The sequence below is a fragment of the Bacillus sp. FSL L8-0528 genome (assembly GCF_038593085.1).
GTDB classification, from domain to species: domain Bacteria; phylum Bacillota; class Bacilli; order Bacillales; family Bacillaceae; genus Bacillus; species Bacillus paralicheniformis.
This window is the reverse complement of record NZ_CP151961.1, coordinates 404088-427585: the sequence shown is the minus strand read 5'-3', so window position 1 is coordinate 427585 and position 23498 is coordinate 404088. Positions and strand designations below refer to the sequence as shown.

Sequence of the window (23498 nt, the reverse complement as noted above, 5' to 3'; positions counted from 1 at the left end):
CCCTTTAATTTGTCATGAGAGATCCATGCTCCCGGCAGACTTCCTCAATATTTTCTTTTAAATAATCGATAATTCCCGGGACATGTTCAGGCATGGTATACGGAGAAATGACGAAAAATTTGCTGACGCAAAGCGGTATCTCAGTCCCTTCACAGGACTTCACAAGCAAGTGCTTTTTCGTATCGCCAAAAAACATCTTGTCCCTTTTTGTTCCGAGCTTTTCAAATAGTTTTTCAGTGAGTGCATTGTTTTTTTCCAGCTCTTGAATGGTGCATGCTCCCGAAATTTCGTCTTCAAATCTAGGCGCACCTTCAGGATAAATGCGAAACAGCGTAGACATGCCGAAGTTGTCCGGGTTCACAATATCGGCCTCCGGAATCTGCTGAGAAAGCTGTTCCCTAAAATGCAGGTTGACTTCAAGAAACTGGCCGAGCAGCTTTTGATAGCCTTCATAGCCAAATGCCATCAACGCGCTGTACATACTGATCGAACTGGCCATGCGCGAACATTCCAGCGTGTAGCCCGTATGGTAGTCCCCATAGCCGCGGTGGCCGACATACGGCGTCTCATCAGGATCCAGATCGATCCGTTTTAAGTCATTGCGATCCTTCACAAGAAACAGGCTTGTCACATAAGGCGTCTGTCCGAGCTTCTGAAAATCAAAACAAAGCGAATCGGCTGCGTGCAGATGCCTCATTTTTTCCTGAATCGGCTTGATCATGCTAAGGACACCGGGACTGAAGGATAAAGCGTTCTCATTCAGATCGTACTCATTAAAAAAGGCAAAAAATCCTCCCAGGGCGGAATCGGCGTGGATATGCGGTACCGGAAGCCCGAAGCTTTTCGCCGTTTCTTCAGCCGCACGGCGGACAGCGCTCACATCATCGATACCGATCGCATCTGTCGTTCCTGTCGTAGCTACGATATAAACGGGAATCCCCCCGGCTTCGCAGACTTGTCTAAGCTTCGCCCGCAAATCTTCCGTATCCATCGAATGGTCGAGATTTGTTTTGACTTTAATTAAATGATCGCTCCCGAGTCCTGCGGCTTCCATTGACTTATACAAGCTGTAATGAGCCGCTTCAGAACAAAACGCGTAGAAATTGCCGGGAACTCCTTCCTTCAGCGATGACGGCGCCATTTTGGCAATCGCGATTCTGAGGCCGCTGTATACCGCACCTTGTCCTCCCCATGTCGTGTAGCCTCCGCTTGTTTCGGCATCATACCCCGCAAGCTTTGACATCATCGCCGTAACTTTCACTTCCGCCTCCGCTCCGGCCGGACCGTACACATCCCACAGGTTGTTGCCATTGACCATGAACGCCGTAAGCATGCCTAATATCCCCGGGATGCTCGCCATCGGCAGAATGTTAGTGAAAAAGTATTTGGTATGATACGGATGGCCGTGCAACAGCTTCAACAGCTCTTCGTTGACCTCTTTCATCGGCGCACCTTCATGCGGAATCCGGCTCTCTGCGACCAGCTTTTCATAAAAGAAGCCCTCACGGTTCTTCTCGCCGCCAAGGTTGACCTGATCCGGATTTTTCAGCTCGTCCACTCCCTCGATCAGCTGTTCGATCAATGATAGAAACTCGTTTCGTTTTGCTTCATTTCCGTCCTCGCTCGGAAACCATCTCTGTACATCCGGTGTATTGCGTTGCTGCATGATTTTCTCTCCTGCCTTGTCTTTAATATTTCAGAAAAAGTTTTCACTTGCCATATCGGTATAATATTCCTATATTTTTAGGCCTTCGCTCAAAAAGTTCATGAAATTGTTTTATCTTTTACATTTTCTTTTAAATAAAAAAAACTTCTTAACGATAGATTAAGAAGTTTTCGAAACATTTGAGCGATATTTCCGTACAATAGAATGATAAATTCATATTGGAAAGAATTTCTTTGAAATGAAACACGGAACAGAGAAAAAATCATTCAGTATGAGAATGCTGCTCAATATGGTCGGTCTATTCGTTTTTACCGGCATGATAGTCAGCGCATATACCCAGGCTTTTTACTTGGATGAACATCTCGAAATCCGCCGCTTTGCATACATGACGGCAGTAGAGCGGAAAGAATTTTTATTGTTTGTGTCCGGGACGGCCGTCATCTATTTCGTTTTGGCAAATGTTCTTTCATACAAGAAAAAACGCTGAAGAAAAGATTAGTGCTTTCGTCTTCTCGATTCCTTCATTTCCTCTCTAAACGCAAGATACAGACAGACGATTAAGGCAATGATCAAAGCAATCCAAACGGGCATCGCCAGAAAAGGTGCATAGTCCAATATAAACAACAGCGCGAGACAGGCTAAAAAGGAAAGACAGATCAGCCTTACTAAAAAAATCAACGCCATTTCCTCCTTTTTTCATAACATCTGCTGTTTTTTCGCTGCAAACTGCTGAACCGCAATGACAGCAAAGAGCCAGCATACAAGAACGGCCTAAGCGCTCGGTTCGCCCATCGGCTCTGTCAAATAGGGCTGGCCGATGATGCTTCCGTCGAAAGAAACAAAAGGGTCAGGACCCGCTGTCAAACTCTGAATTTCTCCCCTCCATAATGGAAAATGTATCTCCACAGCTATCATACATCATTTTCATCAATTGGAATATAATCATAATTATGTAAATTGAAGAGCCGCATGCCGAAATCCGCATTTATCCGTCCTGAAGAATGTGATACAATGACAATCGATTGTTTTTTTGAAAAGAGGGGAATCCATTGAAGCGGGAACTTGTTTTGCGCTGGCTTTTTTATTTTGTCGGATTGATTGTTTTGTCTTTTGGGGTTTCTCTTACGATTGAAGGGAAAGTGCTCGGCATCGGTCCTTGGGATGCGTTTCACTACGGGCTGTATATGCTTTTGGGCCTTACGGTCGGCCAATGGGCGATTATTGTCGGGGCGGTTATCGTAGGTTTAACGTCCTTATTTACAAAAGCATGGCCGAAAATCGGCGCCGTGCTTAATATGCTGTTAATCGGTATTTTTATAGATTTCTTTACTTATATTCTTCCAGACCCGGAAACGTATATTTCAAGCACTGTCGTATTCGTGATCGGCGTCATTTTTATCGGTTACGGAGTCGGCATTTATGTGTCGGCCGATCTTGGTGCGGGTCCGCGCGACTCCTTGATGCTTTTGATTTCCGAGAAAACGGGATGGAACGTTCAGTGGGTCCGCAACGGAATGGAGCTGACGATTTTACTGATCGGCTGGCTGCTCGGCGGGCCGATCGGCATCGGCACTGTTTTAACCGCCATTTTAACAGGCCTGATTTTGCGGTTTTCTTTGCCGCAGTCCAAACAGCTTTTAAAAGCAGCAATGACAGGAAGGCGCATCAGAGCTGCCAAGCCTGTACATATGTCGCTGAAAAAAAACGGATGAGCGTTTCATCCGTTTTTTCATTCAGTTTATTTCTTTTTTACGACCGGTATGCCATCATGTCCCCGTCTTTCGGATAGGCTTCAAATTGCGGGGCGTTTGCCAGTTCATAGCCCGTCGCCGGAAACCATTGTTCCCATGTGGCTTGGACAGCCGGGTTGACGGGACCTGCGGCCTCAAATACGGCCCAAGTTGCGGCGGGAATCGATTTTTCGATACAGCCGGCAGGCGTGTCAGCGGTTGTTTTTTCGCCCCCGATGACATAATGGAACGTATCGGCTTGATCGTTAAAATCCATGCAGACGCCAAGGAAACCGAGCGGGCCGATGTGCAGTTTTAAAGAATCGGTAAAGCCGTTGTGATTTAATTCGTCCCAAAAAGCGGGAATATCCTTTTTGTTTTGACCATCCTTCACCGTAACCTCAAGCGCATTGCCGATCACCTGAAACGGTTCTTTTTCAACAATCTTGTCATTCATATCCTCCACTCCCTTTATTTGAATATGAAAGGTAGACGCGGAAATGCCCTGAGCGTCCGGCCTTTTTCACGGGCATGTGAAGGAGAAAATGATTCCGGTGTGTTGTAGCCGTACTTCAAAGCAGCATCAACCACTTTTATGTGTGAAGCAGCCAGCTCCTGCGCGGTGACTGTCATACAACGATACTTCATGCCGATCAGAAATTCCGGTCATTCCGTGCGTTGTTGTGACAGGAGCCGAACAGCCATTTGACGGCTTCCGGAAAACGCTTCGCAAATCTCTCAAGCCGATGTGAGCCTCCTTCATCAATGACAAATTTCAGTTCTTTTTCGAAGGCGGTGCTTTCGGTTAACAGGCTGAAGGCTTCCTTCGTCCTCGGTATCATCTCCTTCTGCAGATTATCCCTGTCTGCTCCTTCCGTGCTTCCGACATCCATATAAATGCGCAGATGCTCATTTTCAAAGCGGTTATTCTTCATAAACTCGGTCATTCCTTCAAACCAGAAAGACCCTGACAAAGATCCGATTTTCCCAAAAGTCTCAGATGCTAAATACGCCGTGTAAACCGAGATCAATCCGCCGAACGACTTTCCGATGATTCCTGTATGTTCACGGCTTGGATTCGTTCGGTAGCGCCCGTCGATATAAGGCTTGAGCCGATTGGCCAAAAAAGCGGCATATTCGTTGCCCTTCCCGCCGTACTCCCGTTTATTCGGCAGCAAATGCGGCTTGGGAAAAGGCGTGTATTCGCTTTCCCTGTCTTTCGGAGCCACTCCGACCAGCAGTAATTCCGGCACTTCCTGATTCGAAAACAGCTTTTCGATTGAGGGCAAACTGCCGCTGTGTGCCGGATCGAACAAATCCCCTAGGTCGTGTACGTATAGGACGGGATAGCGGTTATTACCGCTTCCGTATGAAGGAGGAAGATAAATCAAAAGCTCCCTCCCGAAGTATGTATCTTTTATCAATGTTCCGTCTATCATGTTCATCACTCCATTCTGCACAGGTATCATGCCTATCTTTCCTGCTGCCTGTTTGCTAAAATGAAAGCAGAAAAAATATCATGTGAAGAGGTTGCATTTGATGAAGATTTACGCCGTTTATATGGATCAGCTGCCGGAAGCCGGCCAATTTAACCGAATGATGTCCATGGTGTCTGAAGAAAAGCGCAAAAAAGTGGGCAGATACAGATATCCCGAAGATGCCAGCCGGACGCTGATCGGGGAAGTGCTGGCGAGGCACATCATCAGTGAAACGTTTCATTTGCCGAATGACCAGATCCGTTTTACGGAAGGAAGGTACGGCAAACCGGCTGCTGAAGGTCTGAACGACTTTCATTTCAACATTTCCCACTCCGGAAACTGGATCGTGTGCGGAGCCGGCACGCAGCCGATCGGAGTGGATGTCGAAAAAATCAAGCCGATCAATTTCGACATTGCCGAGCGGTTTTTTTCACCTTCTGAGCACCATGATCTCATGGAAAAAGACGACTCAGAGCGCCTGTCGTATTTCTATCATTTGTGGACGATGAAAGAAAGCTTTATCAAACAGGCGGGAAAAGGCCTGTCTCTGCCGCTTGATTCCTTCTCCGTCAAACTGAACGAACAAGGACGCGCTTCGGTGGAAACTCCCCCGGGCTATCCGCCTTGCTATATCCAGGCCTATGAAATTGATCCAGGCTATAAAATGGCGGTGTGTTCCGCCGCACCTGAATTTCCAGACCGCATTGTGATGAAAAGCTGCGCTGAACTGTCAACGCTTTAAAAAGTTCCGCTCTAAAAATAAGCGGTTTCCACCGCTTGCCGCAAGCGGTCGATGCCGCGGCGGATGTCGTCTTCCTTTACATTGGACGTATTGATTTTTAATAGATTTCTTTTTGGAAAGGCCGACATATAATGAGCGTTTACCGGTTCGAGCAGGACGTTCCGTTTTTGTAAGCTTTTGATCAGACGGGACGCCGGGATCGTCCGGTCCAATTCGATGTGGGTGTGGATGGCCGGATGGCCGTGTGGATGGAATTCAAGCACATCCCCCAGTGACGCGGCACATTCTTTTAGCAGATCATGCAGAAGGCATGATCTTTTTTGATAGGAAGAACGGATCTTTTGCTTATGCTTTTCAAACATCCCGCTCTTCAAATAGATCTCCAAAGCGGCCTGAGACAGCATGGAACTGTCAATGTCGAGCAGCTGTTTGTACCGGTTGAACACATCTGTCAGAGAATCGGGCAGCACAGCGGCTCCGACCCGCAGACCCGGAAAAATAATCTTGGAGAAACTTTTCAAATAAATGACGTGTGAAGAAACGTCATAATAATGTAACGGGTCCGCCTTTTTATGATTCTCCAAATCTCCTAAAAAATCATCCTCGGCGATATAGACGTCATACTTTTCCACCAGCTTGACGATGGCCATTTTTTCCCGTTCCGTATAGGAAGTCCCGAGCGGATTGTGGAATCTCGGCATCGTATAAAAGAATTTGATGTCTTCGGTTTGGAAAATGCGCTCCAGCTCGTCCATATCGATGCCCTCAGCGGTTCTCTCGATGCCGATTGCGGGTATGCCGTGAACTTCAAGGTATTGAATCAGTAAATGATAGCTCGGCTGTTCGATCAGAATTTTCCGCTTTCCGTTGGGGAAAGGCATTGAAGCGAGCAGAGCGAGGGCCTGCTGCACGCCTGATGTAATAAAAATGTGTTCCTCTTTCGCAAACACCTGGCCGTTGGCAAGCTCTTTTTGTATGGCTTCGATTAATGACGGAAGACCTTTCGGCGTCCCGTAGATAAACAGATCGTTTTTGTATGTGTCAATGGCTTTATTGATGCAATGCTGAAAATCGATGTATGGAAAGACATCAGGATCAGGAGCAGATGCTGAGAAATCGATCACAGCCTTTCCGGGATTTGGCCGCTGATTCGTTTTTTTCACGACGTAATAGCCGCTTTTCGGCACTGAGTAGATGAGGTGCTGTCTCTCCAGCTCGCTAAACGCCCTGATGACCGTGCTTTTGCTTACTTTAAAGCGTACGGACAGCTCGCGGATGGACGGCAGCCTGTCCCCTTCCTGAAAGGATTTGTCTTCGATCATTTCCTCCAATTCGTTCATCAGCGCTACATATTTGTGCATGTTCGTCTCCTTCGCCAATCTGTAACGGTACAGATTCCGTTTTTTTGTATTGTATCAGATTTCGCTTCCGTATAAGATGACAGAAGCCGGTAAAATATCTGTATTGCATGCATACTTTAACGGAGATGATCGACTTTGAACAAAACTGCTTATGCGGCAGCTTTGCTCTATGCTTTTATCATTGGTTTTTCCTTTTTCTTTGTCAAATTGGCTCTCACTGCAGCGAATCCGGTCGACATTCTGGCCCATCGCTTTACGGTCGCTTTTTTGGCTGCGCTCTTTCCCCTTCTGCTCGGATGGGTAAAGATCGGCATCAGCATGAAAGACGCGCTGAAGGTACTGCCTTTAGCTTTATTTTATCCTGTCATGTTTTTTGCTTTTCAAGTGTTCGGGCTCGTCTACACGTCTTCGTCTGAAGCCGGCATCATTCAAGCGGCGATCCCGATCTTTACGATGATATTCGCCGCTTATTTTTTAAATGAACGGTTTACGAAGCGGCAATTCTTTTTCACCGTCTTGTCAGCGGCGGGGGTGGCCTGCATCTTTATGATGAAAAGCGCAGGCACCGGAAGCTCCGATTTGAGAGGGGCGGCGCTGATTTTGCTTTCGGCGCTTTCATCGGCGGGCTACAGTGTGCTCGCCAGAAAGATGACGCGCACCTTCAATTCGCTTGAATTAACATATGTGACCACCGGTGCGGGATTTCTCTTTTTCAACGGCATCGCCGGGATCAGTCACATGGCAGACGGGACGCTGAGCGGATTTTTTGCCCCCTTTACTGATCCGGTGTTTATTTTTTCGGTTTTGTATTTGGGCGTGTTGTCATCGTTTGCGACATCATTTTTATCAAATTATGCTCTCTCAAAAATAGAAGCTGCGAAAATCAGCATGTTTAATCACCTGGCGACACTGGTGACGATTTTGGCTGGGATCATATGGCTGGGAGAATCACTTGAATGGTTTCACTTCGCAGGAACGGGGATGATTATTGCCGGACTGATCGGAGCGACGATGGTCAGGCCGGAAAATCGGCTGAAAAAAAGCTAAAAAACGGAAAATCGGCTGTTTCAACACACCGATTTTCCGTTTTTCTTTATATTGCCGGACCAGCCTCCTTGCGGCTGGCCGCGGCAATCGCTTTGATCTTGGCGGCTACTTGTTCCGTTTTTGCTAAAAGATACATATGGCCGCCTTTGAAATAGTGGAAATCGATCGTACGCGCCCACTTTTTCCAGCCATGCGCATCCTTCATGCATTTCTCATCGCAATCTCCGTTCAGGATATGAACAGGCGACATGAGCGGCGTATGGTCCGTATGGCAGAACGTCTCAAGCGCTCTGTAGTCCGCTCTGAATGACGGCAGGAAAAAGTTCATGACTTCCCTGTTCCCTTCCAGTTGTTGGGGTATTCCGCCAAGCTGAATGAGATGGTCGAGAAATGCGTCATCATTTTTGTGGGACACTTTTTGCCGCTGAATATGAGGCGGCTGAATCGCTGAAATCACCGCGGCTTCCGGAAAGATTCCTTCTTGTTCCAGCTTTTGCGTCAACCTGTAAACAACCATTCCGCCCATGCTGTGGCCGAACAGCACGAATTGAGCGGAGAGCCTCGGCTTGAGCGCTGCTATATACAGATCGACGAGTTCTTCCAAATTGTCGACAAACGCCATTCGATTTGTTCCGTGTCCAGGCGGTTCGATCGCCAGTACTTCAAAATCTGCTTTCAAATGTTCATAAAGCGGTCTGAATGATGCCGAATATCCCCCGGCAAACGGGAAACAGATCAACTGCGTGCCGCCTGCCGGCGCTCCAAACTGCTTAATGATCTCGTTCATTCATCATGCACCCCCGATTACAGCGGCACGTTCGCCCAAAATCTGTCTGATCAGATCTGCATTGGTTTTGACAAAGCCGTCCGCGAGCATTTCATCATGTCTTCCAGCACCTTGATATTCATCATAAGAAGACGCCGTTCCTTCTTTCCACGACGAAAGCCATTCCGGGAGCGGTTTCGCCTGCTCTGATTTGATCAAGTGAATCTCGGAGCTGACCGTTCCTTGATGGACAAGATTGACAAAGTAAGAATAATAGGCTGTCATCTTTTTGGCGATGCCATCGGCAACCGCCTTGATTTTCATATATTCATTGTCCTTGTTGGCTTCCATCAGAGCAGCCGTATCGGCTTCAATTGACCGCCCTTCTAAATCGCTGACACCGTTCTTCATATATGAATCGATCATCAGCAGCTTTTCGACTTTCCGCCCGTTCTTTTCGAGCGTTTGCGCCACTTCAAAGGCGAGTCCGCAGCCGGCTGAATAGCCGATCAATGTCAGCGGCCCTTCAGGCTGAAGGCCGGAGATGGCTTCTGCGTAGCGCACGGCGCGGTCGTCACTTTCTATAAAGTCAAACGCATGAATCTTATATTCCGGCATTTGTTCGGCCAGTTTGCCGTACACGATGCCATAGCCGAGGACAGGCGGGAAGGCGAACAAATGGCGGGTGCTTTCCTGATTGAAGACGGTTTTTTTCACGTCATCCATATGTCCGCCCTGGTCAATATAAGCCGCGAGGCCCTCGATTGTGGGTTTTTCAAACAACACATTCACCGGAACATCGATGGCGAGATCTTTCAGCATCCGGGAGGTGACAGCCATGGCTTTCAATGAATGTCCGCCGATTTCAAAAAAGTTCTCATCTATTCCAATCCGCTGTCTGCCGAGAACCTCAGACCAAATGACCGCAAGCTTTTCTTCCGTCATATTGCGAGGTGCACGGTGCTCTGTTGGATTCGGCCGGCCATCTGCTTCAGGAAGAAGGCGGCGGTTGACTTTTCCGTTTGCGGTGAGCGGCAGCTCTTCAAGCATCATATATGCATCCGGCACCATGTAAGCCGGGAGATTCCGAGCCAATTGGCGGCGAACCTCCTCGTTCGAAACCGCAGCTCCCTGCGCCGGGACGACATAAGCGGTGAGCGCCGCATCCCCGTGCCCGCTTTTCTTGGCAATTACAACGGCTTCCTTTACGCCTTGACAGCGCATCAGCTCCTCTTCGATTTCACCGAGCTCAATTCGGTGGCCGCGGATTTTCATTTGATCATCGATCCGCCCGACGAAGTCGATATTGCCGTTCGGCAGCCAGCGGGCCAGATCCCCCGTCCTGTACATCGTTTCACCGCTGTTGAACGGATGCGGTGCGAATTTTTCCGCAGTCAGTTCCGGCCTGTTCAAATAGCCGCGCGATACCCCTGTACCGCTTAGACACAATTCACCCACCGCTCCAATCGGTTGAAGCCGGTTATTTTCCGTCAGAATGTATGCATTGGTTTCGTTTATCGGCTTGCCGATCGGAATGGAAACCGCGCTGTCCTCGATGCGGTTGACCGGATAGAACGTCGCGAAGACGGTCGTTTCCGTCGGCCCGTATACATGGATGATCCTGTCCGGTCCCATGGCGGCAAATGCTTTCTTGACATGGCTGACAGATGAACGCTCCCCGCCGAACAGAACTTTGCGAATCCCTTTCATCCACTCTGTTCCCGCATCTACCAGAAGGTTGAACAGCGCCGTTGTCACAAACATGACCGTGATGTTTTCCTTCTGAATCGTTTCTGTCAGCTTGCCGATATGGAGAATCGTCGCCTGATCGGCCACTACCAGCTTTGCTCCGTTTAAAAGCGCGCCGTACACATCAAATGTGAAGCCGTCAAACGCATAGTTTGAAAGGGACAGCAAAGTGTCTTTCTCGGAAAGGCTGATGTAGTTTGTCTCTTTTACAACTCTTGTAATATTGGCATGTGTCGTCAGATTGCCTTTCGGTTTTCCAGTTGTGCCTGATGTATACATGATATAAGCAAGGTCGTCCGGCCCGGCGGCAATTTCAAGGTTTCGCCCGCTTTCTGCAGACACCGCCGGATCGTCGATCAAGATCGTATTCTGATGAAAAGAAAGCGACGCCGCCTGTTCGGCAAGCTCTTCTTGTGTCAGCATGCAAACAGCCCCGCTGTCCTCCAGCATATACTGAATGCGCGCTTCAGGATATTCCGGGTCAATCGGCAGATAGGCGCCCCCTGCTTTTAAGACGGCGAATATCGCGATGACCATTTCCGGCGAACGGCGGAACAAAAGAGCGACAGGTTCGCCGCGGCCGACGTTCTTTTTGCGCAAAAGATGCGCGACTTTGTTCGCCTGTTCGTTCAATTCCCGATATGTCAGCGTCCGCCCGGCCGCTGATACCGCGGGCTGTTCCGGGAGCGCTTCAGCACATTGCTCAAACCATTGCGGGATCGTCAGCCCGGTTTGCTTCCGTTGGACTTGACCGTTAAATTCACGGAGAAGGCGCTCTTTTTCCTTTTTGGTTACGACACAAATGTCGTCAAGCGCCTGCTCCGGATTTCTGATGATCTCGCGAATAGCTGTCAATAGCTGTTCTTTTAGCTGCAAGATGAAAGATGGTTCGAAGACATTCCGGTTGTATGCGAGTTTCAGCAGCATTTCTTCACCCGGTGAAGCAAGCAAATTCAGATCATAATTCGATTTTTCGAAAACGGTGATATCCTCCATTGTGAAGCCGAGATTTTTTTCTTCCTGCTGTTTGTTGGCTTCTTGCAGCGGATAATTTTCAAAAACGATAATGTGGTCGATCAAGTTCGGCGCTGCTATATGACTTTGAATATCATAGAGCGGCATATATTGATGCGGCTCAGCCTCGAGCGCCTGCTTCTGCAATTCAGCGACCAGCTCCGTAAAGGTCGTTTGCGCGCCAAAGGTCACCCGTTTCGGGACGACATTGATAAACAAACCGACCATGTGCTCGACACCTTGAATGTCAGCGGGGCGGCCTGACACAACTGTACCGAAGATCAGATCGCGGGATCGCTGATAGCGGCTGAGCAGCACCGACCAGACCGCCTGAAGAGCCGTGCTCAACGTGGTATGATGCGCCTTTGCAAGCTGTGTGAACGCTTCTGTATCTTCTTTTGGAAGTGTAAACAGCAGTTCTTCGGGCTGATTGCCGGCTTGCTCCGGTTTTTTCCGCTGTTCGCTGAACGTCGTCTGCCCTTCGAATCCGTCTAAATGATGTTCCCAGTAAGCCAGCGATCTTTGTTTGTCCTGACTTTCAAGCCATTTAATATAGTCTTTGTAAGGTTTGACGGGCCCGAGGCTGTATGGCTTGTTTTCGCGGAGCGCGTTGTACACTTCAAACAGTTCCTGTACGACAATGCCGAAGCACCATCCGTCCAGAAGAATATGATGATAGCTCCACACCCATTCGTAACGGTCCTGTCCCTTTTTAAAAACCGCGGTTCTCATCGGAATGTCTTTTGAGAGGTTAAACCCTTTTTCTTTATCTTTTCGTTTATAATCTTCGATTCTCTCATTTTGTTCTGCTTCAGAAAGTCCTGATAGATCAATTTCTTCTGCCTGAAATGACCTTTCCTTTAAAACGACTTGAACCGGACGTTTCATTTTTTCATGAACGAAAACGGTTCGGAATATATCATACCTGCCGATGATGACATTCATGCTTTTTTCCAATATATCTTTTTGAAAAGAGCCTTTCACCTGCATGCTGATTTGTTCAATATAAAAGCCTTGCCCCGGATGCAGCAGCGTATGAAACAGCATCCCTTCCTGCATCGGCGACAAATAGTATATGTCCTGGACATGTTCTTTTTTGAACTGGCTCAAGATCGTATCCCCCTTTCATAGGCTCGCCCGCTTAACAAGCGGGCAAGTCCTCGGTGTTTATTTCAAGTTTTCTTCAAGGACGTCAAACAGGTCGCCCATTTCTTCCATCTCAAGATCGCCGGCAGAAAAATCACTCGGTGTAAATTCGCGCTCCTCTTTAGCTGTACAATGGTCGATCAATGCCGTTAGGGAAGCTTTGAATCTGTCCATCAGCCCTTGTACGGTCTGTCTGTCATATTCCTCTGTATTGAATGAACATGACAGGATGAATTTTTCCTTGCTGATGATGCCGCTGAAGCTCAGCGCATAGAGTGCTTCAGACCTTTCAGAAACCTGTCTGCCCATATCATAAGAAGAAGGTCCGAAGAAATCGGTCTGCACCTCCCTGTCGATCTGCCCCAGGTAGTTAAAGCTGATGTCAGGCTTGATCGAGAAATCGGCACCGGATTTTTTCCGGTCTGTTAAGTAGCGAAGAATGCCGTAGCCGATTCCTTTGTCAGGAATGCGCCGAATGGTTTCTTTGACGTTTTTAATGGTCTCAGGCAATCCTGCCGCTGCTTCGCTTTTTAAAATAACCGGATATTGTGCGGTAAACCATCCCGCCGTTCTCGAAATATTCATCCCCGGAATGATTTCCTCCCTGCCGTGTCCTTCCATATTGATGCAAATATTGGAGCCGTTCGTCCATTCTCTGATCGTCAGGCTGAGGGCGGAAAGCAGGATGTCGTTGATATCCGTTCCATACGGCTCATGCACTTTCGTCAGCAGCAGACGCGTCTCCGCTTCGCTTAATTCAAACGTAACAGCAGAAGTGTTTTCCGCTTTTCTTTCTGCGGCAGCCCGATCTTTCGGCAGCTCGCAAATGCGCTCTTGTTCAAGGCTGCGCCAATAATCGGCCGTTTTAAGAAAGCGTTCAGTTTGCGCATATGCCTCAAGCTCTTTTGCCCAATCTTTAAACGAATTGGTTTTGTCAGGGAAGACAATGTCATGCTGCTGTGCGGCTTGCGAGTAGCCTGATTCAAAGTCTTCCAGCAGGATCCGCCATGACACGCCGTCGATCACCAAATGGTGAATGACGATCAGCAAATGGTCGCCTTCCGCAGTTTGATACTGTTCAGCTTTTACAAGCGGCCCGTTTTCGAGATCAAGGCTTGCCTGAAGACGGTTTGCCTGGGCGGTGATTTCCGTTTTAATGTCGGTGACATATCGAAGGTCAACCACTCGAAAGGCGAACGAACGGTCGCCCGGCCCGCGGTTATATTGAATGAGGCGGCCGTTTTTCTTTTGATACACCATGCGCAAGGCATCATGATGCTCTGTCAATGCCGCCAATGTCTGTTCGACGAGCTCCGGGTCAAATCCTGAAGGCGCGTGAAGCATAACCGACTGATTCCAGTGATGCTCGTTCGTAAATTTGCGTTCAAAGAACCAGCGCTGAATCGGCGTCAATGTGACTTCCCCTTCGACAGGTCCTTGATCGATCGGTTTAGCATCGGCCCATTCAATATACGAACTGATCTCTCTGATCGTCGGATGCTGAAACAAGTCCTTCATCTCCAGCTTCCACCCGTGCTGCTGAAGCCGGCTTGCCATTTGAATTCCTTTGATCGAGTCTCCGCCGAGCGCGAAGAAATTATCTGTGATTCCGATTCGGTCCAGACCGAGAACATCCTGCCAAATGTCCGCCAACAGCTGTTCCGTTTCGGTGCGCGGCGCTTTGTATTCGGCTGTCTGCGCTTCGACGTCAGGCTGAGGCAGCGCCCTTCGGTCGACTTTTCCGTTCGCCGTAACCGGAAGCTCTTCAAGCTGCACCCAATACGCCGGTACCATATAGTCCGGGAGCGTCTGTGCCAGCTTCCGGGCGAGGCTTTCTGTATCAAGCTGTTGATTCGCAACGACATAGCCGCACAGCGCTTTGTTGCCGCAGGCATCTTCGATGTCGGTGACGACAGCTTCCTGCACTTCAGAGAGGCGCGCGAGCTGGACTTCGATTTCAGAAAGTTCGATCCGGAAGCCGCGGATTTTCACCTGCTGGTCGATTCGGCCGATGTACTCAAGCCGTCCGTCTTCCAGCCATTTGACCGCATCCCCCGTCCGGTACATGCGCTCGCCCGGCATAAACGGGTCTTCCGTAAAACGGTTCGCCGTTTCCTCCGGTTTGTTCAAGTAGCCGCGCGCAAGCCCGCGGCCGGCGATGCACAGCTCACCCGCAACGCCGACAGGCCGGACTTCGTTGTTTTGTCCGAGCACATACGCCCGCGTATTGGCGATCGGCTTTCCGATTGAAAGCATTCCTTCATCAGGGTCAATCACCGCGCTCGTCGCGACGACCGTGTTTTCCGTCGGCCCGTAGTTGTTGACGAGCGTGTAGGAGCGTTTTGCGATCCGCTTCAGCTTGTCTCCGCCCGTAAGCAGCACGCGCAGCGACTGGTTGTCCAGCTCCATGAACTGTTCGCACAGCTGTGTCGGCAGGAACGTGATCGTTATTTTGTTCTCTTCAAAGTATTGATTTAAGCGCGTAATATCCATCCGGATCGCTTCATCGATGATGTGAAGCTCCGCTCCGGCGATCCAGTACGGGAACATCTCCCAGACGGAAGCATCAAAGCCAAAGCCGGCATATTTCGCGCTTTTGTCCTCTTCAGTGACCGCAAATGCATCATTATGCCAATAACACAAATTCACAAGCGACTGGTGTTCGACCATGACGCCTTTCGGCTGGCCGGTCGTGCCCGATGTGTAGATCAAGTAGGCCAGGTTGTTTGGGTGTGTACCTGCCTGCGGGTTCACCTCATCGTCTTTTGTGATTTCTTCGCTCAGCATCGAATCAAGAAGAAGTGTTTCACCGCTGAATTCTTCAGGTGCGGCTAAGTTTGTTTGCATCAAAAGCAGCTCTGCGCCGCTGTCTTTCAGCACGTATCCGATCCGCTCAGCCGGATAGCTAGGATCGATCGGCACATAGGCCGCTCCCGCTTTCAAAATTGCGAGCACGCCAGCGGCCATTTCAAGCGAAGGCTTGACCATGATCCCGATCCGCTGTTCAGGGCGGGCCCCTTTTTCGATCAGCAGCCGGGCCAGACGGTTCGCCCGCGCGTTCAGCTCTTTGTACGTCCACTTCACGCCGTTGTAAACCGCTGCCCCGCGGTCAGGCGTACGGAGGACTTGTGCTTCGAACAGCTCATGGACCGTTTTGTCCTGCGGCACAGCGAGCTTCGTCTCATTCCAATTTTGGACGATCCGCCGTTTTTCCGCTTCATCCAGAAGCGAAATATCTGAAAGGCGGGCATCCGGATTTTCGGCAACCGCTTCGAGCAGATTAAGCAAATATCCGCTCCAGCGCTCGATCGTTTGTTTCTTAAACAAATCTGTTGCATATTCGAACTGAAGACCAATTTCATGATCTTTTTCAAAAGCCCCAAGTGTCAGGTCGAACTTGGCAGCGGCATGTGAAATCTCATACGGCTTGATTGTCAGACCGTCTAAATCGAGCGTCTCTTTATCAGGATCTTCCGTTGTCAGCATGACATTGAACAGCGGATTCCGGCTCATATCGCGCGGTAAATCAAGCTTGGCGATTAGCTCTTCAAACGGATAGTCCTGATGGTCGAGGGCTGCGAGGCTGTTGTTTTTGACCTCTTCCAAAAACTCGCTGAATGATGCTTGATCAGGCACATGGTTTTTCAGCGCCAACGAATTGACGAACATTCCCGGCATGTCTTTCAGATCAGCATTCGTTCTGCCCGCTGCCGCTGTACCGACGACAATATCGTTTTGGCCGGATAGACGGCTTAAAAACAGGTTAAAAACGGCGAGCATCACAATATTCAGCGTCGTGTTCGTTTCCGCCGTCAAGCGGCGGATTTTAAGGGCAACGTCTTTTGATGCTTTAAAGTGAACACGGTCCCCGGCAAAGCTTTGGACAGGAGGACGCGGGAAGTCGAGCGGAAGGCTGAGTTCCGGAACGCTTTCCTTAAACTGACGCAGCCAGAAATCTTCCTGTTTCCGAATGTTTTCTTGCTGGTCAGGTTCTTGCTGCCACACCGCATAATCCTTGTAGTGCAGCTTCGGCTCAGGGAGCGAAGCGCCTTTATAAAGCTGTGCGATTTCTTTGACGAAAAGGCTTCTGGAAACGCCGTCCGCAATAATATGATGTGTATCAATCAAAAGCAGATGGCGCGTAGAGCTGATAGAAAGCAGCTCGGCTCTGATCAGCGGAGCGGTGCTAAGATCAAACGGTCTGATAAAGCGGTTGATTTCCGCTTCTGCATCCTCTTCACGAATATGAATAACCTTTAAGTCAATGTCCGCTTTTTCATGGACAATTTGAACGGTACGGCCATCGATTTCAATAAATGCGGTTCGCAATGATTCATGGCGGTTCACCAAGTCGGCGAACACCCGTTTTAAACGATCCGTATCAAGTACACCTTCCATCATGAGGACAGACGGCATGTTGTAGCCCGTTCCGTTCTTTTCAAAATGATGGAGGGCATACATCCGTTGCTGAGCGGATGAAACCGGATACCAGTCGCGTTTTTCGGCAGGCTGAATCGAGCTTTGTTGTGACTGTCCTTCGGATGCTTCAATACTGCGGGCGAGCAAGCCGGCGGTCGAACAATCGAACAACGTTTTTAACGGTACTTTTTTTCCGAGCCTGGATTGGATTTCCGCTGTCAGCATCATTCCTTTTAATGAATGTCCGCCAAGATCGAAGAAATTGTCGTCAAGTCCGACCTTCCGAACGCCAAGCACCTCTTCCCAAATGCCGCAGAGGGCTTTTTCAATTTCGGTTGACGGCGCTCTATACGAATCGCTTCGTCCGTTTAGACTTTGCGGCTCCGGGAGCGCGCTGCGGTCCACTTTTCCGTTTGCCGAAAGCGGCATTTTATCCACTGTTACGAAGTATGACGGGATCATATACGACGGCAGCCGCTCGGAAAGACGCTCTCTCAGTTCGGAAACCGGCAGCTGTCGTTTCGCTTGAATATAAGCGCACAGTTCGTCTAACCCCGAGTCAGTCGTAAAGGAAAGAACGACCGCTCGCTCTATATCATCAAGTCCGATAAAGGCTTCTTCGATTTCTTTCAATTCGATTCTGTAGCCGCGGATTTTCACCTGATCATCCGTCCGCCCCAAAAATTCAATCTCTCCATTCGGAAGACGGCGGACGAGATCCCCTGTCCGGTACATGAATGTGCCCGGTGTGTAAGGATTTTCGATAAACTTCGCAGCCGTGAGTTCCCGGTTGTTCACATATCCTCTCGCAAGCCCGCTTCCCGTTATATACAGCTCGCCTGCTGCTCCGGCGGGAACAAGCCGGCGGGAGGCGTCCAATACCAGTGCCCCGGCGCCCGAAATCGGCCGTCCAATCGTCGGACGCTCGGCGAATTGTCCGATCATGTCCGGCTCGACCGGTTTAGCGATGGCTCCGATCGTCGTTTCCGTCGGACCGTAATGATTGATGAATCTGGTGTTCGGATAGCGGGAATGGAACCGCGCCACATCTTTCGGATTGATTTTTTCTCCCCCTAGTACAATCAATCTCAATGACTGAAGCCCCTTTGCCAAAGCGAAGCTTTGCGGCTGAACGACCGTATGGAAAAGCGACGGCGTCAGCTTAATATATGTGATCCCTTGTTCACCGATATAATGAGTAAATGCCTCCGGTTCTGTATACGTTTCTTTCGGGACGATATGCAGCTCTCCTCCGGCAAGCAGCACCGGGAAAAGGCTCGTGTATCCGAGATCGAACGCATAGGAAGACAAAAGCATCGTTTTATCCGAAGCTGACAGGCGCGCCTCACTGATAAACCAGGAAACGTAGTTTGCCAGATTCCGGTGTTCGAGCTGGACGCCTTTCGGCCGGCCCGTCGTTCCGGATGTGTAGATGATGTACGCCAGACTCGCTCCGTCCGTGGTTGGATGCGGTCGTTTTTTGCTCGCCATCAGCGTGTCTTTTCTGACATCTATCAATCTCCCGGTATACCAATCCGCGAGATCCTCTTGATGGGAAGGTTCTGTTAAGAGCCAGCGGGCTCCGCTGTCTTCCAGCATATATTGCACCCTGCTCGTCGGCATTTCCGGATCAATCGGCAAAAAAGCGCCTCCTGATTTCATCACGCCGAGAATCGCTGCGGCGACCTCTGCAGAGCGCTCCAGCATAATGCCGATAACATCGTCTTTTCCGACGCCTTCACTGCGCAGCACATTTGCGATCTGATTTGCTTTTTCGTCGAGCCCGCGGTATGTGAGGATCGTTTCCCCGCAGACAACGGCCGGCTGATCAGGCATTTCGTCCGCCTTTTCTTCAAACCGTACATGAAACGGCCGCTCCTCAAGGTTTTCCGCCTGGCTGCGCCTCCCTTCTTCGAGCAGAAGTGCGCGCTCTTTGACTGAAAGCAGTTCGATGTCCCGGAGCTTAATGCCGGGATTTTCGCAGATTTTTTTAATCACATTTAAGAAGTGGCCGCTCCAGCGTCGGATCGTTTCTTCTTTAAATAAGGATACGGCATAGTCAAAGCTCAAACCGATTTCGCCATCATGCTCCACAGCCTCAAGCGACAGATCGAACTTCGCCGTGCGGTGGCGCACCGAGTAAGACGAAATCTGCAAATCTCCGAGTTTCAGCGTCGGAACCTCCATGTTCTGCATGTTGAAAAAGACGCTGAACAGCGGATTTCTGCTTGTATCCCGCGGCAATGAAAGTTTTTCAATCAGTTCTTCAAGCGGATAGTCCTGCTTGGCAAAGCTTTGAAGACTTGTCTCTTTGACTTCCTGCAAAAACTGCTTAAACGTTTTTTCCCCTTCGGGACGATTGCGGAGCGCCAGCGTATTGACAAACATGCCCGGAATGTTGTGCAAATCCGGATGTGTTCTGCCTGCCACAGGCGATCCGACGATCAAATCATCCTGTGACGCATACTTGGAAAGCAGGATATTAAATGCAGCCAACAGGAACATATAAAGTGTCGCATCAGCTTCAGAAAGCAGCTTTTGAATGTCTGCCGTCAGTTTTTGATCGATTCCGAAGACGACACGGTCACCTTCAAAGCTGCGTTTTGACGGCCGCGGAAAATCGCACGGCAGATCGAGAACAGGCAGCTCGCCTTTAAAAACGTCGAGCCAATACTGTTCTTGTTCTTTCAATTTCTCTTGATGCTCCGGCCCGTTTTGCCACACAGCGAAATCTTTATAGTGGAGCTTAGGGGCAGGCGCCTCTTCTCCGTGGTAGAATCCGGCCAGGTCGCGAATCAATATGCCGGTGGAGCTTCCGTCCGTAATAATATGGTGCATGTCGATCATCAGCAGATGGCGCTTTTCTTCAAGCTTAACAAGCTCCGCCCGGACGAGCGGCGCCTTATTCAGCTGAAACGGCCGGATAAATTCTCTGATCGCCGCTTCGGCTTCCGCTTCTTCAGCCACTGATTCCGTCAGGTGAAAAACCGCGTCTTGATGGATGATTTGAACGATTTCTCCATCGATTAATTCGAACGATGTCCGCAATGTTTCATGGCGGCCGATCAAGGCCCGAAACGCGGCTTCCAGACGCTCCTTATCCAATTCGCCTTCCAAAAGCAGAACCGCCGGCACATTGTAGCTCGTGCTTGCTTCTTCGAGCTGATTGAGGATGTACATGCGCCGTTGGGCCGACGACACCGGATAATTCGGACGGGACGGTGCCGGTGTAATCGAAGCGGTCTCCTCTTTTGTTTCCCCTTGAAGAAATTCGGCCAGTTCTCTGATCGTCGGTTTTTCAAACAATACTTTGATCGGCACCTCTTTTTGGAGCTGCTCTTGTATTTTGGCTGTCAGCATCATCGCCTTCAGCGAGTGTCCGCCGATGGAAAAGAAGTTGTCATCGATTCCCGGTTGCTTGATGCCGAGAATCTCTTCCCAGATTGCCGCCAGAATTTCCTCCGTTTCATTTTTTGGCGCTTCGAATCTAGCAGTCTCTTCAGCGATAGGAGCCGGAAGCTGACGTTTGTCAACCTTTCCGTTGGCTGTCAGCGGCATGCTGTCGAGTTCGATCAAATGGGCCGGAATCATATACTCCGGAAGCGATCGGGACAACTCTGTCCGCAGCTGTGCGGCCGGCCTCGTGCCAACTGCAGTGTAATAGGCGCAAATCTCGTTTTCTCCGGCGTTGTTTTCCCGAATGACAGCGGCTGCTTCTGAAATCCCCTCAAGGCGGGCTAAAGCCGCTTCAACCTCGCCTAATTCGATCCGGAAGCCGCGAACCTTCACTTGATGATCGATCCGGCCGAGGAATTCGATATTCCCGTCGGGAAGCCATTTTGCCAAGTCGCCCGTGCGGTACATCCGCTTCCCTTCGGCAAAAGGATCGCCGACAAACTTTTCATCTGTCAGCTCAGGCTGGTTCAAGTATCCGCGCGCCACCCCGTCTCCGCCGACACACAGCTCACCAGGCACGCCGATCGGCTGAAGCGAGCCGTATTCATCAACGATATAGGCGGTTGAATTTCCGATCGGCTTTCCAATCGGGATCGTTCTCTCATATGCTTGATCGATGAAAAAACAGGTCGAAAATGTGGTATTTTCGGTAGGCCCGTATCCGTTCCAAAGCGAGAGTTCCGGTGATTCGCGTTTGACTCTGTTGACGATTCCAGGAACAAGGGCATCTCCGCCGATAATCAGGTCGTTCAAGGTTGCAAACATTCCTGGATCCTGCTGAGCAAGCTGATTGAAAAGAGGCGAAGTCAGCCACATTGTTGTGATTCCGGTTTCCTTCAGGAACATTTTGAACCTTTTTCCATCAAGGAGTGTCTCTTTCGGGACGGGATAAAGGGTTCCTCCGTTTAGCAGCGTACCGAATACTTCAAATGTACTGGCATCAAAGCTGACGGCCCCCGTCTGCGCCATCTTCACGCCGCTCTTCAGCGGGATGTAGCCCGCATTTTTGACAAGGCGGACGATATTGCGGTGTTCGACCATAACGCCCTTCGGCTTGCCCGTCGATCCGGATGTATAAATGTAATAGGCAAGATCTTCGGGCTTGTTGACATGTTCAAGGTTGGCGGCATCTTCTTTTTCTGCATCCTTCGCATTTGCGGCAATCACCTCATACCCTTCCAGCGAAATCTGCGTACTGTCTTTTGTAAGGACGATCTTTGCCCCGCTGTCTTCGAGCAAAAAGCGAATCCGCTCTTCAGGATATCCGGGATCGATCGGCACGTACACGCCGCCTGCTTTCAGTACCGCCAGTATGCTGACTGCTGCTTCAAGCGACCGCTCCATCATAATGGCGGCGGCATTTCCGTGCATCAAGCCTTTAGCTTTCAGCCTTCTCGCGAGCTGATTGGCTTTCTCATTCAGCCTGCGGTAAGTCAGGCTTCTTCCGTCAGCGGCAACAGCCGTTTTGTCAGGAGACGCTTCAACCTGTTCTTCAAACAGCACCGGGATCGCCTTTTCTCTTGGATAATCGGATTTTGTTTGATTAAAAGCGAGAAGCGTTTGTTGCTCCTGTTTTGATAACATGGCGGCGCCGGCTGCTTTTGATTCGGGATTTGCAATCGCCTCTTCTGCGAGTCTCGTTAAATGCCCGGCGGCCTGCTCAATGAAAGCCGCGTCAAAAGCCGCGCCGTTGTATTTCAATTTGATCGTCCACTCCGCTCCCGGATAAACGATCAAATTAAAGTCATAATTCGTTTGTTCAAAAGCTCCGGCAGCCTTGATGGAAAAGCCGAGCCGCTCATGGATCGTTCCGTTTTCAAGCTCCTTATCAAGCGGATAGTTCTCAAACGCGACAAGGTGGCTGATCAAGCGGCCGTCCAATGCCGATTGCTTTTGAATCTCATAGAGCGGGAGATAGTCGTACCCCTCCGCGTCAATCGCATGCTGCTGTGCTTGTTTGAACAGCTCGGCAAACGATGCGTTTTGATCGACCTTTAAACGGACAGGGATCGTGTTGATGAACAGCCCTGCAATATGCTCGATTCCGTCAATTTCCGATGGGCGCCCGGACACAACCGTGCCGAACACCACATCATCGGTTCTGTTATATTTGGCAAGAACCGCTCCCCAAATCGCCTGAAAAAGGTTGGGAGCTGTGACATGACAGCGGTTTGCCGCCTGTTGAAGGGCATCCACCATATTCTTGTCCCAAACAAACGTAAACTCCTCATTCCGGTACGGTTCTGAATCCGGCCGCGGTTTGCCGCCGGGAATGACGCTCGGACTTTCTAAACCCGAAAGGCGGTGTTCCCAGTAGGATGCCGCTTCATCCTTATCCTGCCGGCCGAGCCATTTAATATAGTCCGCATACGGTTTTCCCTGATCAAGCGGAACCGTCCGGTTTGCTCGAAACGCTTCATAGTTTTGAAAAAGGCGTTTCATTAATATCCCCATGCTCCAGCCGTCCATCACGATATGATGGTTGCTCCAGACGAGACGGTACTTGTTCCGGTCAAGTCGAAAGACCGCCGTTTTAAACAGCATGTCTTTCGCCAAATTAAACCCGGCCGCCTGCACCTCTTGTTTATACCGGTCAATCCGGTTGATTTGCCTTTCCTCATCCAAGTCGGCAAGATCCTCAAATTCCACGATTGCCTGCCGTTCAGCCAGGACAACCTGGCGCGGTTTTTGCAATTGCTGGTGAACAAAAACCGTTCTGAGAATATCGTATGAACGCACGAGCTGATTCACGCTTTTTTCAAAGATCCCCAAATCAAATTCCCCGTCTATGAATAGCTCCAGCTGTGTGAAGTAAGAGGAAGATTCCGGATCAAGCATTGCGTGGTACAGCATTCCTTCCTGCATCGGTGTCAAAGGATACACCTTTTGAATCTTTTGTTTCCCCATAAGGCACCTCGTTTTTT

Annotated in this window: 12 protein-coding genes; 4 read left to right on the top strand and 8 right to left on the bottom strand. The window is 49.8% G+C overall.

Going from position 1 to position 23498, the window contains the following annotated elements; translation table 11 throughout:
- Nucleotides 1–4: 4 nt before the first annotated feature.
- A complete protein-coding gene (locus MHI30_RS02145) occupies nt 5–1666 on the bottom strand; it encodes a pyridoxal-dependent decarboxylase (RefSeq protein WP_075753857.1) in 1662 nt (553 codons plus the stop codon).
- A 238-nt stretch (nt 1667–1904) separates the two neighbouring features.
- On the opposite strand from MHI30_RS02145, the gene MHI30_RS02140 reads away from it, so the two are divergent.
- Entirely contained in the window at nt 1905–2153 is a 249-nt protein-coding gene (locus MHI30_RS02140; RefSeq protein WP_237562700.1) for a hypothetical protein, read from the top strand.
- Between the two features lie 8 nt (nt 2154–2161).
- Here the strand turns inward: MHI30_RS02140 and MHI30_RS02135 are convergent, their stop codons facing one another.
- A complete protein-coding gene (locus tag MHI30_RS02135; RefSeq protein ID WP_237562699.1) occupies nt 2162–2350 on the bottom strand; it encodes a hypothetical protein in 189 nt (62 codons plus the stop codon).
- Between the two features lie 365 nt (nt 2351–2715).
- On the opposite strand from MHI30_RS02135, the gene MHI30_RS02130 reads away from it, so the two are divergent.
- Nucleotides 2716–3378 (top strand): YitT family protein, encoded by a 663-nt coding sequence (locus tag MHI30_RS02130; RefSeq protein ID WP_075753853.1) that lies wholly within the window; start codon nt 2716–2718, stop codon nt 3376–3378.
- 37 nt (nt 3379–3415) lie between these two features.
- Here MHI30_RS02130 and MHI30_RS02125 read toward each other — a convergent pair whose 3' ends face one another.
- Together MHI30_RS02125 and MHI30_RS02120 are read right to left on the bottom strand one after the other, a co-directional pair.
- Entirely contained in the window at nt 3416–3853 is a 438-nt protein-coding gene (locus MHI30_RS02125) for a GyrI-like domain-containing protein (RefSeq protein WP_145651129.1), read from the bottom strand.
- 196 nt (nt 3854–4049) lie between these two features.
- A complete protein-coding gene (locus MHI30_RS02120) occupies nt 4050–4835 on the bottom strand; it encodes an alpha/beta hydrolase-fold protein (protein ID WP_237562698.1) in 786 nt (261 codons plus the stop codon).
- 100 nt (nt 4836–4935) lie between these two features.
- On the opposite strand from MHI30_RS02120, the gene MHI30_RS02115 reads away from it, so the two are divergent.
- Complete coding sequence (locus MHI30_RS02115; RefSeq protein ID WP_075753849.1) at nt 4936–5616, top strand: 4'-phosphopantetheinyl transferase superfamily protein; 681 nt, start codon at nt 4936–4938, stop codon at nt 5614–5616.
- A gap of 11 nt (nt 5617–5627) precedes the next feature.
- On the opposite strand, the gene MHI30_RS02110 is transcribed toward MHI30_RS02115, so the two are convergent.
- Complete coding sequence (locus MHI30_RS02110) at nt 5628–6977, bottom strand: PLP-dependent aminotransferase family protein (protein WP_075753847.1); 1350 nt, start codon at nt 6975–6977, stop codon at nt 5628–5630.
- 135 nt (nt 6978–7112) lie between these two features.
- On the opposite strand from MHI30_RS02110, the gene MHI30_RS02105 reads away from it, so the two are divergent.
- Complete coding sequence (locus MHI30_RS02105) at nt 7113–8024, top strand: DMT family transporter (protein ID WP_075753845.1); 912 nt, start codon at nt 7113–7115, stop codon at nt 8022–8024.
- Nucleotides 8025–8070: 46 nt separating this feature from the next.
- On the opposite strand, the gene licTE is transcribed toward MHI30_RS02105, so the two are convergent.
- The 3 genes from licTE to licB are packed head-to-tail and all read right to left on the bottom strand — an operon-like array spanning nt 8071 to nt 23481.
- On the bottom strand, nt 8071–8811 hold the full coding sequence (gene licTE / locus MHI30_RS02100) for a lichenysin biosynthesis thioesterase LicTE (RefSeq protein WP_075753843.1): 741 nt from the start codon (nt 8809–8811) through the stop codon (nt 8071–8073).
- 3 nt (nt 8812–8814) lie between these two features.
- Nucleotides 8815–12663, bottom strand: a complete 3849-nt coding sequence (gene licC / locus MHI30_RS02095) for a lichenysin non-ribosomal peptide synthetase LicC (RefSeq protein ID WP_075753841.1) — start codon at nt 12661–12663, stop codon at nt 8815–8817.
- Nucleotides 12664–12720: 57 nt separating this feature from the next.
- Nucleotides 12721–23481 carry a lichenysin non-ribosomal peptide synthetase LicB gene (gene licB, locus MHI30_RS02090; protein ID WP_145699671.1) on the bottom strand — a complete coding sequence of 3587 codons (10761 nt, stop codon included), beginning with the start codon at nt 23479–23481 and terminating at the stop codon, nt 12721–12723.
- Between the last annotated feature and the right edge of the window lie 17 nt (nt 23482–23498).